This window comes from Caballeronia sp. LjRoot31, from assembly GCF_964253885.1.
Taxonomy (GTDB): Bacteria; Pseudomonadota; Gammaproteobacteria; order Burkholderiales; family Burkholderiaceae; genus Caballeronia.
In genome coordinates, this window is the sequence record NZ_CAXURX020000003.1 from 1987026 (window position 1) to 1999991 (window position 12966).

The 12966-nt window shown below is 61.1% G+C and carries 12 protein-coding genes; 1 reads left to right on the forward strand and 11 read right to left on the reverse strand.

What is annotated here, in order from left to right; genetic code table 11:
• Nucleotides 1–299: 299 nt before the first annotated feature.
• The 10 genes from ACSQ8V_RS37595 to ACSQ8V_RS37640 form a co-directional block, all read right to left on the reverse strand.
• Nucleotides 300–998, reverse strand: a complete 699-nt coding sequence (locus ACSQ8V_RS37595) for an SDR family NAD(P)-dependent oxidoreductase (protein ID WP_436185163.1) — start codon at nucleotides 996–998, stop codon at nucleotides 300–302.
• 63 nt (nucleotides 999–1061) lie between these two features.
• Nucleotides 1062–1535, reverse strand: coding sequence for a 2,4'-dihydroxyacetophenone dioxygenase family protein (locus ACSQ8V_RS37600; RefSeq protein ID WP_436186429.1), 474 nt, complete (start codon nucleotides 1533–1535; stop codon nucleotides 1062–1064).
• Between the two features lie 419 nt (nucleotides 1536–1954).
• Nucleotides 1955–2704 (reverse strand): class II aldolase/adducin family protein, encoded by a 750-nt coding sequence (locus ACSQ8V_RS37605; protein ID WP_436185164.1) that lies wholly within the window; start codon nucleotides 2702–2704, stop codon nucleotides 1955–1957.
• Nucleotide 2705: 1 nt separating this feature from the next.
• Nucleotides 2706–3473 carry an FMN-binding negative transcriptional regulator gene (locus ACSQ8V_RS37610; protein WP_436185165.1) on the reverse strand — a complete coding sequence of 256 codons (768 nt, stop codon included), beginning with the start codon at nucleotides 3471–3473 and terminating at the stop codon, nucleotides 2706–2708.
• Entirely contained in the window at nucleotides 3434–4441 is a 1008-nt protein-coding gene (locus tag ACSQ8V_RS37615; protein WP_436185166.1) for an alpha/beta hydrolase, read from the reverse strand. The genes ACSQ8V_RS37610 and ACSQ8V_RS37615 overlap by 40 nt, the downstream gene beginning before the upstream one ends.
• An 88-nt stretch (nucleotides 4442–4529) precedes the next feature.
• Nucleotides 4530–5567, reverse strand: coding sequence for a porin (locus ACSQ8V_RS37620; RefSeq protein ID WP_436185167.1), 1038 nt, complete (start codon nucleotides 5565–5567; stop codon nucleotides 4530–4532).
• A gap of 106 nt (nucleotides 5568–5673) precedes the next feature.
• Nucleotides 5674–7380, reverse strand: a complete 1707-nt coding sequence (locus tag ACSQ8V_RS37625) for a dipeptide ABC transporter ATP-binding protein (RefSeq protein WP_436185168.1) — start codon at nucleotides 7378–7380, stop codon at nucleotides 5674–5676.
• Nucleotides 7377–8207, reverse strand: coding sequence for an ABC transporter permease (locus ACSQ8V_RS37630; RefSeq protein WP_436185169.1), 831 nt, complete (start codon nucleotides 8205–8207; stop codon nucleotides 7377–7379). The genes ACSQ8V_RS37625 and ACSQ8V_RS37630 overlap by 4 nt, the downstream gene beginning before the upstream one ends.
• A 56-nt stretch (nucleotides 8208–8263) precedes the next feature.
• Nucleotides 8264–9226: an ABC transporter permease gene (locus tag ACSQ8V_RS37635; protein WP_436186430.1), complete on the reverse strand. Its 963-nt coding sequence runs from the start codon at nucleotides 9224–9226 to the stop codon at nucleotides 8264–8266.
• Between the two features lie 70 nt (nucleotides 9227–9296).
• On the reverse strand, nucleotides 9297–10886 hold the full coding sequence (locus tag ACSQ8V_RS37640; RefSeq protein ID WP_436209185.1) for an ABC transporter substrate-binding protein: 1590 nt from the start codon (nucleotides 10884–10886) through the stop codon (nucleotides 9297–9299).
• Nucleotides 10887–11049: 163 nt separating this feature from the next.
• Here ACSQ8V_RS37640 and ACSQ8V_RS37645 point away from each other — a divergent pair, with 163 nt between their 5' ends.
• A complete protein-coding gene (locus ACSQ8V_RS37645; RefSeq protein WP_436185171.1) occupies nucleotides 11050–11970 on the forward strand; it encodes a LysR family transcriptional regulator in 921 nt (306 codons plus the stop codon).
• A 21-nt stretch (nucleotides 11971–11991) separates the two neighbouring features.
• On the opposite strand, the gene ACSQ8V_RS37650 is transcribed toward ACSQ8V_RS37645, so the two are convergent.
• Entirely contained in the window at nucleotides 11992–12924 is a 933-nt protein-coding gene (locus ACSQ8V_RS37650; RefSeq protein ID WP_436185172.1) for a 2-hydroxyacid dehydrogenase, read from the reverse strand.
• Nucleotides 12925–12966: the final 42 nt, after the last annotated feature.

Sequence of the window (12966 nt, forward strand, 5' to 3'; positions counted from 1 at the left end):
CTCCAGGCAACGAGGCCTCACTGCACCTCGTGGAGGCATCCAATCGCCGGACCTGCCCGAATATGCAACTGTAGCTTATCAAACACCTGACTGACTGGGTTTGTCGCGTGCGAGCGGACCTATATGGCAATCGGAGACGGTAGTCAAAAACGAGGATTCAAAAAAGATCAAGTACCAAGGAGTCACTTCGGCCCTTGAGTGCCGAGATAAAACGAAGTCGAGAGTCTCGCTACAATGAAAGAGATCCCCGAGCAGGGAAACTGAAGCATCCAAGGTATTTGCAGACCTGACAACGCAGCTCAAGCTACCGCAAACCCACCGTCCACCGGGAGCACGATTCCCGTCACGTACCGCGATTTGTCCGAGCACAGAAAGTGCACCACTCGCGCGACTTCCTGCGGGGTTCCCCAGCGTCCCATCGGCAGCCTCGCCATAATCGCCTCGCTGCGCACAGGGTCGTCCAACGCACCGGCCGATAGTTCCGTGCGAATCCAGCCCGGCGCTACCGCATTCACCCTCACCCCATAACTCGCGAGCGCCACCGCGTAGGAGCGGGTCAGGCCGACGATGGCAGCCTTGCTGGTGGCATAAGCTGGATTCTTGGCCGAACCGAAGAAGCTCCACATCGAAGCGATATTGACCACTGCGCCGCGCGACGCGATCAAACGCTCCTGCAAGACGGCAATCAAGCGCTGTGAGCCGTTCAGGTTTACGTCCATGACAGAGCCGAAGCCGTCAGGCGTAAATTCCCGTCCTTCGTGCCTGATGATACCGGCCGCATTAATCAGGACCGCCACGGTATCTAGATCCGCGAGCGCTGCCTGCACGGCGTCGGTGCTCGTGACATCGGCGCGCACGAGTTCCAGATCACGATGCAGGTCGGGATCTGCATCCATTCCCAGGCAGCGCACGCGCATACCGCCTCGGGACAATTCCTCGGCTACGGCGCGCCCGATGCCGGTACCGCCGCCCGTCACAACCGCGATGAGTTGAGTCATATCCACTTTCTGCCAAGTTCTGCTCTTGCTCGCTACGCGGAGCAAGGCGATGAAAAAATCGGACTAACGAATGAACCTCTTCACATAGTCGGCGCCGAGGCCGATCGCCTCGTAGTGCTCTTTTGCCGCTTCGATGCGCGTGAACACGTCCTCGTAACCCAAGGCCTGCCCTTGCGGGTCGACGTAGGTATAGCCGCCGGTGACATGAAACCACGTAATCATTTCGTTGACGTCCGGCGGAACGTATAGCGTGTGAGTTTCGCCTGCGGGCTCGTAGGCATACGAGCCTTGTTCGGCGACCCAGTCGTGTTCGAGGTAATACCAGCGTCCCTTGAGAACCAGCGCATGGACGGGCCCGGCATGCCGGTGCCGGGACAATACACCGCTCTGACGAACTCGTAGCAATGTGACGAAATAGCCTTGGCTTGCGCTCAGGAGCAGCGGCTTGAATGCGACTGAGGGGGTGATCGGCACCCAGAGCTTATCGTCGGCCAACCAATCGCCGAGAACACCCAGGTGTATCAAGTCAGGCAACATGAAAGCGGACTGCGGCAGTTGATAAGGGACGGCCGTTTGGTCTGGCTTTCCGCCAGTGAATTCGGGCAATTTTAACTCCTGTGTTAAAAAGCAAAACGTGGATGGATTCATCGCGGATCTCCGACGCACGGCAGTCATTGTGCGAGTCCGCGCAGCAACTAACGTTATCGGTAGCAACCGCAGGCTTGGTTAACCGCTCCCGGTCGGATCAAACGGTTACCTGCACGCAAAGCCAGCGCGCCGTGTCGTCCAGCGCATTCACCGCGATGTTCCGGCGCCCAATCGGACGCTCGCCGAAGGAACACCAAGTCACCTACCGGAGCCGAGGCGTCGCGCCCCATGTCCTCGATCACACGGTCATTCTTGAGAAAATGACTTTCTCTTGCACGGCAAACCGTGCGACGCACGACAGCGTGACACTATAGAAACCTCTGCGCAGCCACGAAGGCCCTCTCGCAATACTCCAGTCCGCCAGGACGCTCAAACTGCTGCGCCGTACGCTCGCAAACCTCGGGCGAAGGAAACGTAAGCCCCGCACCGCCCGACATTGCCTTCACTTGCGCCTGGCACGCGCGCTCGAGGAAATGGATGTTCACGAAGGCTTGGGCGATGGTTTTCCCCCCAGCCAGCAATCCATGATTACGCAGGATCATCGCATCGTGTCGCCCGAGATTGCGAATCAGTCGTTCTCGTTCTTCAAGGTCCAGCGCGATTCCTTCGTACGCGTGATAGCCAATCCTGTTGTAGTAGCGCAGCGCGTGTTGAGTGATCGGCAACAGGCCGTCCTGCTGGCATGCAACCGCAATGCCGTCTACGGTATGCGTATGGATGACGCAAGCCAGATCGTGCCGCGCCGAGTGGATTGCCGAATGGATCGTGAAGCCTGCCGAGTTGATCCTCTGGCTTTCCTCGTCGCCCTCCTCGACCGGATTTCCATCGATATCTATCTTCACTAGGTCATCCGGCGTCATCTCATGAAACATCACGCCGTAGCGATTGATCAGGAACTGGTTCGCGGTGCCTGGCACGCGCGCGCTGATGTGCGTGTCGATCAGATCCGTCATGCGCAAATGGGCGACAAGCCTGTATAGCGTCGACAAGTCACGCCGCGCCTTCATCTCCGCGTCGTTTCGCCCCGGCTCGAGGCCGGGTTCAATAGGGTTTGTCATCTTAATTCCCGACCAAGTCATCGTTATGTATAGGCCGGACTGTCTCTCTGTCAGCCATCAATTGCGCCAGCATTTTGTCTTGAGCAGTACCCTCCCGTCGCAACGCGGCGATCACACCGTGGCGGTCGTCCGCCGAACGGTCTTGGTTCAGCTTGAACTTGCCTTCAATGCCGGTGATCGTCAGATCGAGGCCCGCGATCGCGCGAAGCCGCGGCGCGATGAGATCTTCCGGCATCGCACCAAATAACCATGATCCACCGACCGGCGTGTCATACGTAACGACCGTACGCGTGAGCACCTCGCGAATAGCTTCCGGATCGTCAATCCATTCAATCCGGACGTGCGCGTGGATCGCCGCATAGTTCCAGGTAGGAAACGTCCTTTGCTCGCGATACCAGCTCGGCGAGACGAACGCATGAGGACCATTGAAGACAACCACGACCTCGATCGCGGTGTGCAATGCATCGCAATGCGGATTCGCGCGAGCCAGATGAGTGGTCAGCGTTCCCAGCGGACCCCGTTGCGGGTCAATCAGGAACGGTAAATGAGAGACATGCAGGCCTGCATTCGAGCGGCTGATCAGGGTCGCGAAACTCCAGTCTTTCATGTGCGTGTGCAGGACTGAAAGATCGTCCTCGGCATAGGGTGGTTTGATATACATCGTGTTGCTCTCCAGATACGAAACCTCTCCGGCGTGGCGGGCGCTGCCCGTTTCCCGGTCTTGCGTTGTCAGCCACCCGACGCGCGGGCGGCCGTTCGATGAAGCCATTGCGCGGTGTCATCGAATGCGGTCGCGGCCACCTCGGCAATCGACACCGCTTCGAGGAAACTGTGTACCGTGCCGCGATAGGTGGTGGCCAGTACATCGACACCAGCCTGCTCAAGCTTGCGCTGGAACGCGACGCTGTCGTCATGCAGCGGATCGCATTCGGTGATGACCATCCACACCGGCGGCAGGCCCGCAACGTCAGCCCGCATCAGGTCGTAGCGCGGGTCGCGCAAATCCTGTCCACGTTCGATGTACATGCCGCGAAACCAGATCATCATGTGTGCGGACAGGCCGTAATCGCCCGCGCCGTAGCGCACCACGGAATTACGGAACAGGTTGTTGCCGAAGGTCCCATAGTTCAGTACAAGGCCTGCCAATGCGACTTCGCATTGGCCACCTTCGCCACACAATGCCAGCGCGACGCCGACCGCGAGGTTCGCTCCCGCGGAATCGCCGCCGATGAAAAGCTGGCCCGCATCAATGCGCAACGCGGACGCGTTTGCGGCGATCCATTGCACGGCATCAATGCAAGCTTCAAGGGGGCGGGGGAACCGCGCCTCGGGTGCACGCGGGTAATCGACGCCTATTACGACTATGCCAGCTCGCTCGGCATACTCGCGCATTAGACGGTCATGGGAGTCGACACTGAAAAGCACGAAGCCGCCACCGGGTAGGTAGATCAACGCGCCCGGCTGATGGCACACCGCCGGACGATAGACGCGGATACGCACGTCACCGTGGCGTGTCGGCACCCGCTGCTCGTCCACCTGCGCCATCGCCGGGCCACCCGCAGCCCACGGCGCGCGCACTTTTTCAGCAACGCGGCGCGCCTCGGCGATCGGCAAGGTATCGCGACGCGGATACTTGCGGCCCTCCGCCGCCATTTGCTCGATGAACGAGGCAATCTGCGGATCGAGCGGCGCTGGCGAGCCGGTAGGGATGGTGAAGGCGGGATCGTCAAAATCCATGGTTACTCCGCTATGAAATCTGTGAATGACAGCGCCCGACGGCTCACGCCGCCCATCGCCGCTGTATGCTGGATATCCAGTCCCGTGCTCAGAAGCGCTTGTTGATACCGAACGACATGCCAAGCTGATTCTTTCCGGCCTCGGTCGTCGCATAGTTGTAGATACTGAGGTCGGCATTGCCCTGGTTAGCCATGTACCCAACGTTTGCATATAGATAAGTGGTCTTCGACAAGAAATAGCGACCGCTCGTCGTAAGCATCTGCGAGTGCTGGCCCTTTCCCTGATAGTCGTATCGCCCCGCTGTCAGGTCAAGATTGATATCCGGCGACAACCACACGCCGCCGGTCGCCCAGTACACGGTACCGCGCGGCGTCAGTTGCAGATCCCCACCCACTCGCGTAACGCCTGCCGACACGATGTAGCTGTTCGGCACTGACCAGCGCGCCGCCAGGCTGTAGCGGCGATCGGCGAGCCCTGACTGATCGATGCCGGTGCCCACCGTACCGCGGCTCTCTTCGTACACGAAGCGCGTCGCGAATGGACCCACCACGTATTCCAGCGACGCGCCGATATAGCGACCAGCCTCCGTGTTGCCGGCCAGCTGTTGTCCAAAGCCGTACATCGCTTCGACGTTGAGGCCGGCGAGTGTTGGCGACAGGTATTTGACTGAGTTGTTCAGTCGCAAGGTCGTGAGTGGAATCGGATCGATCGAGAGGATCGAATACGACGCGAGCGAGGTGGGATCGTAGTTCAGCGTCTTGTCGTACTGAACGCTGTATTGGCGTCCGGCGGTCAGCGTGCCCAAGCCGTTGTTGCCCAAACCGACCAGTGCGGTCCGGTTGAACAATGTCCCGGATGACACGAGCGCGCCGCTAGTCGAGTCGAAGCCGTTTTCAAGCTGAAACAGCACCGTGGTGCCACCGCCGATATCCTCCTGGCCACGCAAGCCGAAGCGTGACGGCCAGAAGCCCGCGTTGATCATGCCGACCTGGGAGTTGCCAGCCGAATTCGCATGGTTCAGGTACTGGATACCGGTGTCGAGCATTCCATAGAGCGTGACACTGCTCTGTGCATAGGAAAGGGCAGGTGCCAACGCGAGTAGCCCAAGCATCGATTTAAATCGCATTCGAAACCTCCATGAAATTATGTAAATGATTAGTAGACCTATAAATTCCGAAAAATAAAATTCTTAAACCCGGCACATCGATGGCAGCGCGCCGATCACGGCCGCGTCAAGCCGCCGGACTGGCGCAGGCGGACCGCGTCGCGTCGCCGGGATGCGCGAAAATCTCCTTGCCCGGCATCGCATCGAGCAATTGGCGGGTGTACGCGTGCTGAGGCGCACCAAAGATCTGTGCGGATGAACCTTCCTCCACCACTTGTCCCCGCTGCAGCACGATGACCCGGTCAGAAATTTCCGCCGCCACGCGCAAGTCGTGGGTGATGAACAGCATCGTCAACTCGAGTTCGTTTTTAAGTTCCTCGAGTAACGCGAGCACTTGGGCCTGCACTGACACATCGAGCGCGGACACCGCCTCATCGGCGATCAGCACACGCGGCCGCAGCGCCAGCGCGCGTGCGATCGCAATGCGCTGGCGCTGGCCGCCCGAGAACTCGTGCGGGTAACGCGGTATCGCCGCAGCACCGAGCCCGACACGCTCCAGCAAGCGGGCGGTGAGTGCGCGGGCATCGGCACGCGGCATGCCGAATGCGACCGGCCCCCGCATGATGGCGTCGCCAATAGGCTGGCGCGGATTGAGCGAGGCGAATGGATCCTGGAAGACGATCTGCACCTGGCGCCGATACGCGCGCAACTGCGCGCCAGATGCCTGCAACACGTCGTTCCCGGCGAGTTTGATGGTGCCAGCATCGGGCTCGGTCAGCCGCATGATCATGCGCCCGAGCGTGGTCTTGCCCGAACCCGATTCGCCGACGATCGATACAGTCTCGCCCGCGCGCACCACGAAGTTGATGTCGTCGGCAGCCACCACCACGCGCGCTGGATTGAACCAGCCGCTGCGCGAAACAAAAGTCTTGTACAGGCCAGCAACTTCGAGCATCGGCGGCGCGACCCGGCGCGATATGTCCTGGACCGCGGCTCCAACGCTCGGCCGGCGCCCCGGCACGGCATCGATCAATTGCCGCGTATACGGCTGCGCCGGACGCGTGAGAATCTGCTCGCGCGTTCCCTGCTCGACGAGCCGGCCCTGACGCAACACGATCACCCGGTCTGCAATGTCCGCCACCACGCCAAAGTCATGCGTGATGAACAGAACACCCATGCGCCGCTCGACTTGCATGTGACGCAACAGATTGAGAATCTGTCGCTGGGTCGTCACATCCAGTGCGGTAGTCGGTTCGTCAGCAATCAGCAGCCTCGGACCGTTGAGCAGTGCCATCGCGATCATTACACGTTGGCGTTGTCCGCCCGACAATTGGAACGGGAAGCTGCGCATGATCTGTTGCGGAGATGGCAAACCCACCGAGCCGATCATCTCCGCGCAGCGCTCATCAAATTCGCGGACCGGCGAACGACCGCCGTCATGAAGGCGAACTGCTTCGGTTAGCTGACGACCGATAGTCTGCAAGGGATTGAGCGCGCTCATTGGATCCTGGAAAATCATCGCAACGTCGCGACCGCGCAGGCCGCGCATTCGCGCATCGTCGAGTCCGACTAGTTGCTTGCCGGCCAGGGACACGCTGGTCCCGGGCAGCGTTCGCACGCCTCGCGGCAGCAGCCCAAGTATCGAATGCGCGGTCATTGATTTGCCCGAGCCCGACTCGCCAACGAGGCAGACGATTTCACCTTCGCGCACGTCGAACGACAGATCAGTGACGGCCCGGTCGCGGTCCGCCGCGCTCGGGAGTGCAATCGACAAATTGCGGACCGCCAACAACGGGGTATCCTGCTGGTCCGGGAAAGTAATGGAGTTCTTCATCGACGCGATATTCTCGGGTTAAGGACATCGTTCAGGCCTTCGCCCACTAGGTTGATCGCCATCACCGTCAGCAGAATGGCCAGCCCCGGAAAGGCGCTCATCCACCAGGCAACGCGGATCATCGTGCGTGCTTCGCCAATCATGAAACCCCAACTCATCAGGTTCGGGTCTCCCAGCCCCATGAAGCTCAACGCACTCTCCATCAGCACTGCGTTTGCCACGCTCAGCGACGCGGTGACAATGATCGGTGACAACGCGTTGGGCAGTATCTGGCGCAGCACGATTGCCATTCCGGACTCGCCCTGGCAGCGTGCAGCCTGGACAAATTCGCGTTCGCGCAGCGCCATGAACTCGGCGCGCGTGAGGCGCGCAAGCTGCGGCCAGCTCACCAGCGCAATCGCCACGGTGAGCGTCTTGATCGACGGTGTGAGGATCGCGACCAAGAGGATCGCCAGTAGGAAGGCTGGAATCACCTGAAAGAGCTCGGTAAAGCGCATCAGCCAGTCGCCGATGCGGCCGCCCAGATACCCGGCGGTTGCACCGATCACCAATCCGATCGACACGGCGGCAAGCGTCGATACACAGCCGATCAGCAGCGACACGCTGGCGCCGTGGACAATACCGGAGGCGATGTCCCGACCGAGACTGTCGCTACCGAGCAGCAAGCCGGGGCTGTCGGGAGGCATAAACGGCTGGCCTGCTGAATCCCACGGACTGCCCGGACAGATCACCGGAGCCAACACCGCCAGCACGATGATCGCCAGCAGGATAACCAGGCCGATGACACCGCTGGGGTGGCGCAGATAGGAACGAATCAGTGCTTGCATAACAGGATCCTGATGAAGGAGACGTAAGCGGACGCGGCATCGGCGTTGCCGTGCGGCTAGGCAGCTCGAATGCGCGGATCGACGACCCGATACAGCAGATCGGTGAGCCAATTGAACAGGACCACCACGACCGACAGCACGAAAAAGACACCCTGCAGCGCTTGGTAATCGCGCGCCAGCACCGCTTCGTAGGTCAGCCGTCCGAGTCCGGGCCACGCGAATACCGTTTCGATCACCACCGAGCCGCCGATCAGCGTCCCAGCCTGGAGACCGGCCATTGTCACGACCGGCAGCAACGCATTGCGCACCATGTGCCGCCAGAGAACCTGGCGAGGTGAGGCGCCCTTCGCCCGGGCAGTCTTCACGTAGTCCTGGTGACTAACCTCGATGATCGACGCCCGCATCAGCCGCGTATAGACCGCGAGATACAGCATGCCAAGTGTCACAGCAGGCAGCACCAGATGCCGGGCTACGTCGATCGCGGCCGCCCAGCCGGTGAGTTCGCGTGAGACGTCCCGATACCCGAACGCCGGCAGCCACGGCAGACGCACCGCGAACAGCAGAACCATCATCAGGCCGAGCCAGAACACGGGCGTCGCATACACCACGAGGGAGATGACCGTGATGACCGTGTCCAACCATCGCCCGGCTCTCACGCCGGCAAGGCAGCCGAGCAGCATACCGCCCAGCAGCGACAGCGCGAATGCGCTGAGCGCGAGCAGCAGCGTCGCTGGTAGACGCTCAAGAATCAGCGAAAGCACCGAACGCTGTTGCCGGTACGAATAACCAAGGTCGAGATGCACGATCTTGTCGAGATATGTGCCGAGCTGGACCACGAGCGGCTTGTCGAGCCCGTACTCGCTGCGGATGCGCTCGACGAACTGCGCGTCGACCGCACCCGACTGGCCGGCAATCACAAGCGCAGGGTCCCCCGGCGCCGCGCGAATCAGCAGGAAATTGAACACGGCGATCAGCAACACGATGCAGATCATCTTGATGATCTGCGTGGAGAGCGCCATCGCCGAATTCCATGGCGCTCGCCCGGACCGCACAGCCACGGCAGGCTGCATGACTTCCGCACTCATTGCATCAACCCTTGAAATAGACGTTATCGAAACTTTCGTGAATGCCGATCGCGGTCGTCACGAGGTTCTGCAAGCGCTTGTCGTAGATTGTCGGGAACTCCAGCTCCACCAGCCACGCGATCGGCACGTCTTCCACAAGGATCTTCTGCATCTGGCTGTAAAGCGCCTGACGCTTTGCATCGACCGTCTCGCCGGCGGCCTGATCGGCCAGCCTGTCGACTTCTGGATTCGAATAACCCTCAGTGTTCGAGAACAGGATCTTGCGGATATTCGACGATACGTAGCTTCGGGTGACGCCAAGCGCAGGGTCGCCGAACTGATATAGCCAGTTGATGGTCATCTGGTAGTCCCAGTTCGCGATGCGCTGTGACCATCCGCCGGCATCCGTAGTCTGCAGCGTCACGGCGATGCCGACTTTGCCCAGCGACTCGCGCAGGAATTCGCAAGCACGGCTGACCATTTCGCCATACGGCGCAACTACCAAGCTGATCCGTGCGCGCACGCCGCTCGCGTCCGGCTTGAGACCCATCTCGTCGAGCAGCGCGGTCGCCTTGGCAAGTGAGTACTCGTACTTCTTGACGTTGGGCTCGTAGAACCGAGTGCGCGAATTGATCGGACCGGTAGCGACCCGGCCGAATCCGTAGAGAATTTTAGAGCGGATAAACTCACGGTCGATCGCGTACATGACTGCCTGTCGGAATCGTCTATCGTTCATCGGCGGGACACGGTTGTTCATCTCCAGCCACATGATCGGCGAGAAGTATTCGTAACCCTTGGTCGTCATCGCCAGTTGCGGTTCGGCGGCCAGGCGGCGTGCGTCAAATAGTTCCAGATCTGTCCATTGGGTAAGCTGGACGTCGCCCTCTTCCAGCGCGAGCGCACGGGACGCACCGTCCGGGACGATGTGGTAAATAATCGCGTCGAGATACGGCTGGCCTTTCTTGAAGTAATCGTCGTTGCGTACGAGGCGGATATGCGAACCGCGGACCCATTCCTGGAATTTGAATGGTCCGGTACCGATCGGCTTGAGGTTGGCCGGGTTCTTGACCACGTCGGTGCCCGCGTAGATATGCTTCGGCATCACCGGCAAGTTGGCAATGTCGAACGCATTCAGGAACGGACCGAACGGCGCTTTCAGTTTGAAAACCACCGTGTTCGCATTGGGCGCGGTAATGGACGCGCAGCGGCCAAATATGTCGCGCGCACGCGGACTGGTTTGCGGTAGGAATTCTGTCGCTGTATAGACTACGTCATCCGCGCTGAAGGACTTGCCGTCGTGCCATTTGACGCCCTGAGCGAGATGGAACGTATAGGTCAGCGAGTCGGCGGAAACGTCCCACGACGTAGCGAGGCTCGGCAGCGGCTTGAGGTTGAAATCGTAGGTCAGCAAGCTGAGGAAAATTTTGCCGGCGACGGTTTGCGTCGGCGTCTGCTGATTGACAGCGATATTGAGCATCGGCGGCTCGGGCTGCAGGATCGAGTTGAGCGTTCCCCCGCGCGTCTGGCCCATCGCCCGCGTGATGCCCAATGGAAACTCGACGAGGCCCATTGCGGCGGCCGCGACCAGCAGCTTGTTGAAGTCTCGCTTCTTCATTCCTGCTCCTCTGTCAAAACGCTAATTGCTGTAAGAACCGCTTGCCGGCCAGTGCCGCCCGGATGATCAAAGACCGAATACCGAATCGTCAGCCGCAAGGGTATAAATCCGTTATTGCTCCGTCCAATACCGAAACAATTGGCTGACGATGCCTTTGTCTTATATGCTTGCCGTCATGAACCTGCGCCGTATCGAGTACTTCCTGACCGTCGTCGACACCGGGACCATCACCGCGGCTGCCGCCCAGTGCTTCATCGCACAGCCGGCGCTCAGCCGGCACGTGCAAACGCTCGAGGAAGAACTGGGCCTCAAGCTCTTCCATAACACCCGCAACCGGCTGCAACTCACGCCAGCGGGCCGCGAATTCGTGCCAATGGCACGCTCGCTGCTGACCATGGCGCGGCACGTCGACACCGCTGCCCGCGCGCTCGCCGGTGGCCAGGTGCGGCGCCTGCACGTGACGGCAACGCCCACCACGGTGCGCACGATCGTCGCCCCATTTCTCGCGACACTGCCCAGCACCGCGCCAATGATCCTCACGCATGAGGTCGATCATTTCCACGTCTACGACACCCTGCTCAATGGCAACGACTTGGTAATCTCGCCGGCGCCGTGCCCTAAGGATTTCGCTTTTCGCGTGCTGGGCCGGTTCCCGTTGCGCGCCTATGTATCGCCGGATCATGAGTGGGCACAACAACGCGTGACCCGCATCGGGCTCGCCGCTCTGCTTGCGCAGCCGCTGATCGCACACACCGCGCACAGCGTGAGCCGGCGCATGCTCGACATGGTCGTGGCCCAGCACGGGCTGCGCTACGACCGGCTCGAAGAATGCGATGACGGCCATACCATCCTCGCGCTCGCAGCAAGCGGACAAGGCGTCGCAATAACGACCGACCAGGCGCAGTTCGGTGCGTTCGGCGTCGACATCGAAGAGCCGGGCGGCGCCGACCCCGGCGGATCCGGGCGGCCCGAACTCGCACGACTCGCCGTGACGCTGTACGCCGCGTGGGATCCGGCACACTATGGCGCGAGCACCCTCGAGCAACTGGTGAGCGAGCTGCAGACCTATCTCGAACGCCGCTAGGCGTGCTGCCAGCAATGCCGCTCAGTAGCCACGGACACGGTCGACCGTGTTGAGCGGCGGTGTACCCGCGAAGACCTTACGCGCATTCGCCACGATCTGTTCCGCGATTACCTCCAGACGCGCCGCCGATGCCATGTGCGGCGTCACCACGACCCGTGGATCGCTCCACAGCGGGCTGTCGGCGGCCAACGGTTCTACGGGGAATACATCGAGCACCGCGCCGCGTAGCTGGCCGGCATCGAGCGCCGCGACTAGGTCGGACGCGACCAGGTGTTCACCACGTCCGCAGTTGATCAGCGCGGCGCCGCGCTTCATCAGCGCGAAGGTGGACTTGCCCAGGATGCCCCGCGTGAGCGGCGTCAGCGGCAACAGGCAGACCACGATGTCCCGATCAGCGAGGAACGCGGGCAGCTCTTCGATGCCGGCAAAGGTCGCGATGTCGCCGCCTTGCTTTTGGGTGCGTGACCATCCGCTGACGTCGAAGCCCAGTCCTCGCAGGAAGTTGGCCGCCGCGAGGCCCAGCACCCCGAGTCCCATTACGCCGACGCGCGTCTGCGCCGCGGCCCGCTGCTCGGGTGTGCGCCATTCGCGCAGGCGGCGTGAGGCCACGGCTTCATCGAAGCCACGGTGATAGTAAAGCGTCGCCCAGCCGACGTATTCGGCCATGCCCGGCGCCAGGTTCGGATCGATCACGCGACACACCGGCACCTCCGGCAGTTGCGGATCCGCCAGTATGCTGTCGACGCCGGCAGCCACTGAAGAGATCATCCGCAGGCGCGGGAATCCGCTTAGCACGCCGGACGGCGGATACCAGCACACGGCGGCACCGACGTCGTCGGGATCGAGGCCGGGCGCGGGCCAGACCTGGATGTCGAACTCAGGAGCGGTGCGCTGAAGAATCGATTGCAGACGCGAAAGGTCATGCGTCAAACTGCAAAGTAGGATCGTCGTCATGTTCAGGGAAACAGGGAAGAAATCCGGAGCGCGCAGACGCAC

Bases quoted from the DNA above. Each gene is read 5' to 3' on its own strand.
- ACSQ8V_RS37650 (WP_436185172.1), bottom strand. From the start codon at position 12,924: ATGACGACGATCCTACTTTGCAGTTTGACGCATGACCTTTCGCGTCTG.
- ACSQ8V_RS37610 (WP_436185165.1), bottom strand. From the start codon at position 3,473: ATGGCTTCATCGAACGGCCGCCCGCGCGTCGGGTGGCTGACAACGCAA.
- ACSQ8V_RS37600 (WP_436186429.1), bottom strand. From the start codon at position 1,535: ATGTTGCCTGACTTGATACACCTGGGTGTTCTCGGCGATTGGTTGGCC.
- ACSQ8V_RS37605 (WP_436185164.1), bottom strand. From the start codon at position 2,704: ATGACAAACCCTATTGAACCCGGCCTCGAGCCGGGGCGAAACGACGCG.
- ACSQ8V_RS37595 (WP_436185163.1), bottom strand. From the start codon at position 998: ATGACTCAACTCATCGCGGTTGTGACGGGCGGCGGTACCGGCATCGGG.
- ACSQ8V_RS37620 (WP_436185167.1), bottom strand. From the start codon at position 5,567: ATGCGATTTAAATCGATGCTTGGGCTACTCGCGTTGGCACCTGCCCTT.
- ACSQ8V_RS37625 (WP_436185168.1), bottom strand. From the start codon at position 7,380: ATGAAGAACTCCATTACTTTCCCGGACCAGCAGGATACCCCGTTGTTG.
- ACSQ8V_RS37630 (WP_436185169.1), bottom strand. From the start codon at position 8,207: ATGCAAGCACTGATTCGTTCCTATCTGCGCCACCCCAGCGGTGTCATC.
- ACSQ8V_RS37645 (WP_436185171.1), top strand. From the start codon at position 11,050: ATGCTTGCCGTCATGAACCTGCGCCGTATCGAGTACTTCCTGACCGTC.
- ACSQ8V_RS37640 (WP_436209185.1), bottom strand. From the start codon at position 10,886: ATGAAGAAGCGAGACTTCAACAAGCTGCTGGTCGCGGCCGCCGCAATG.
- ACSQ8V_RS37635 (WP_436186430.1), bottom strand. From the start codon at position 9,226: ATGGCGCTCTCCACGCAGATCATCAAGATGATCTGCATCGTGTTGCTG.
- ACSQ8V_RS37615 (WP_436185166.1), bottom strand. From the start codon at position 4,441: ATGGATTTTGACGATCCCGCCTTCACCATCCCTACCGGCTCGCCAGCG.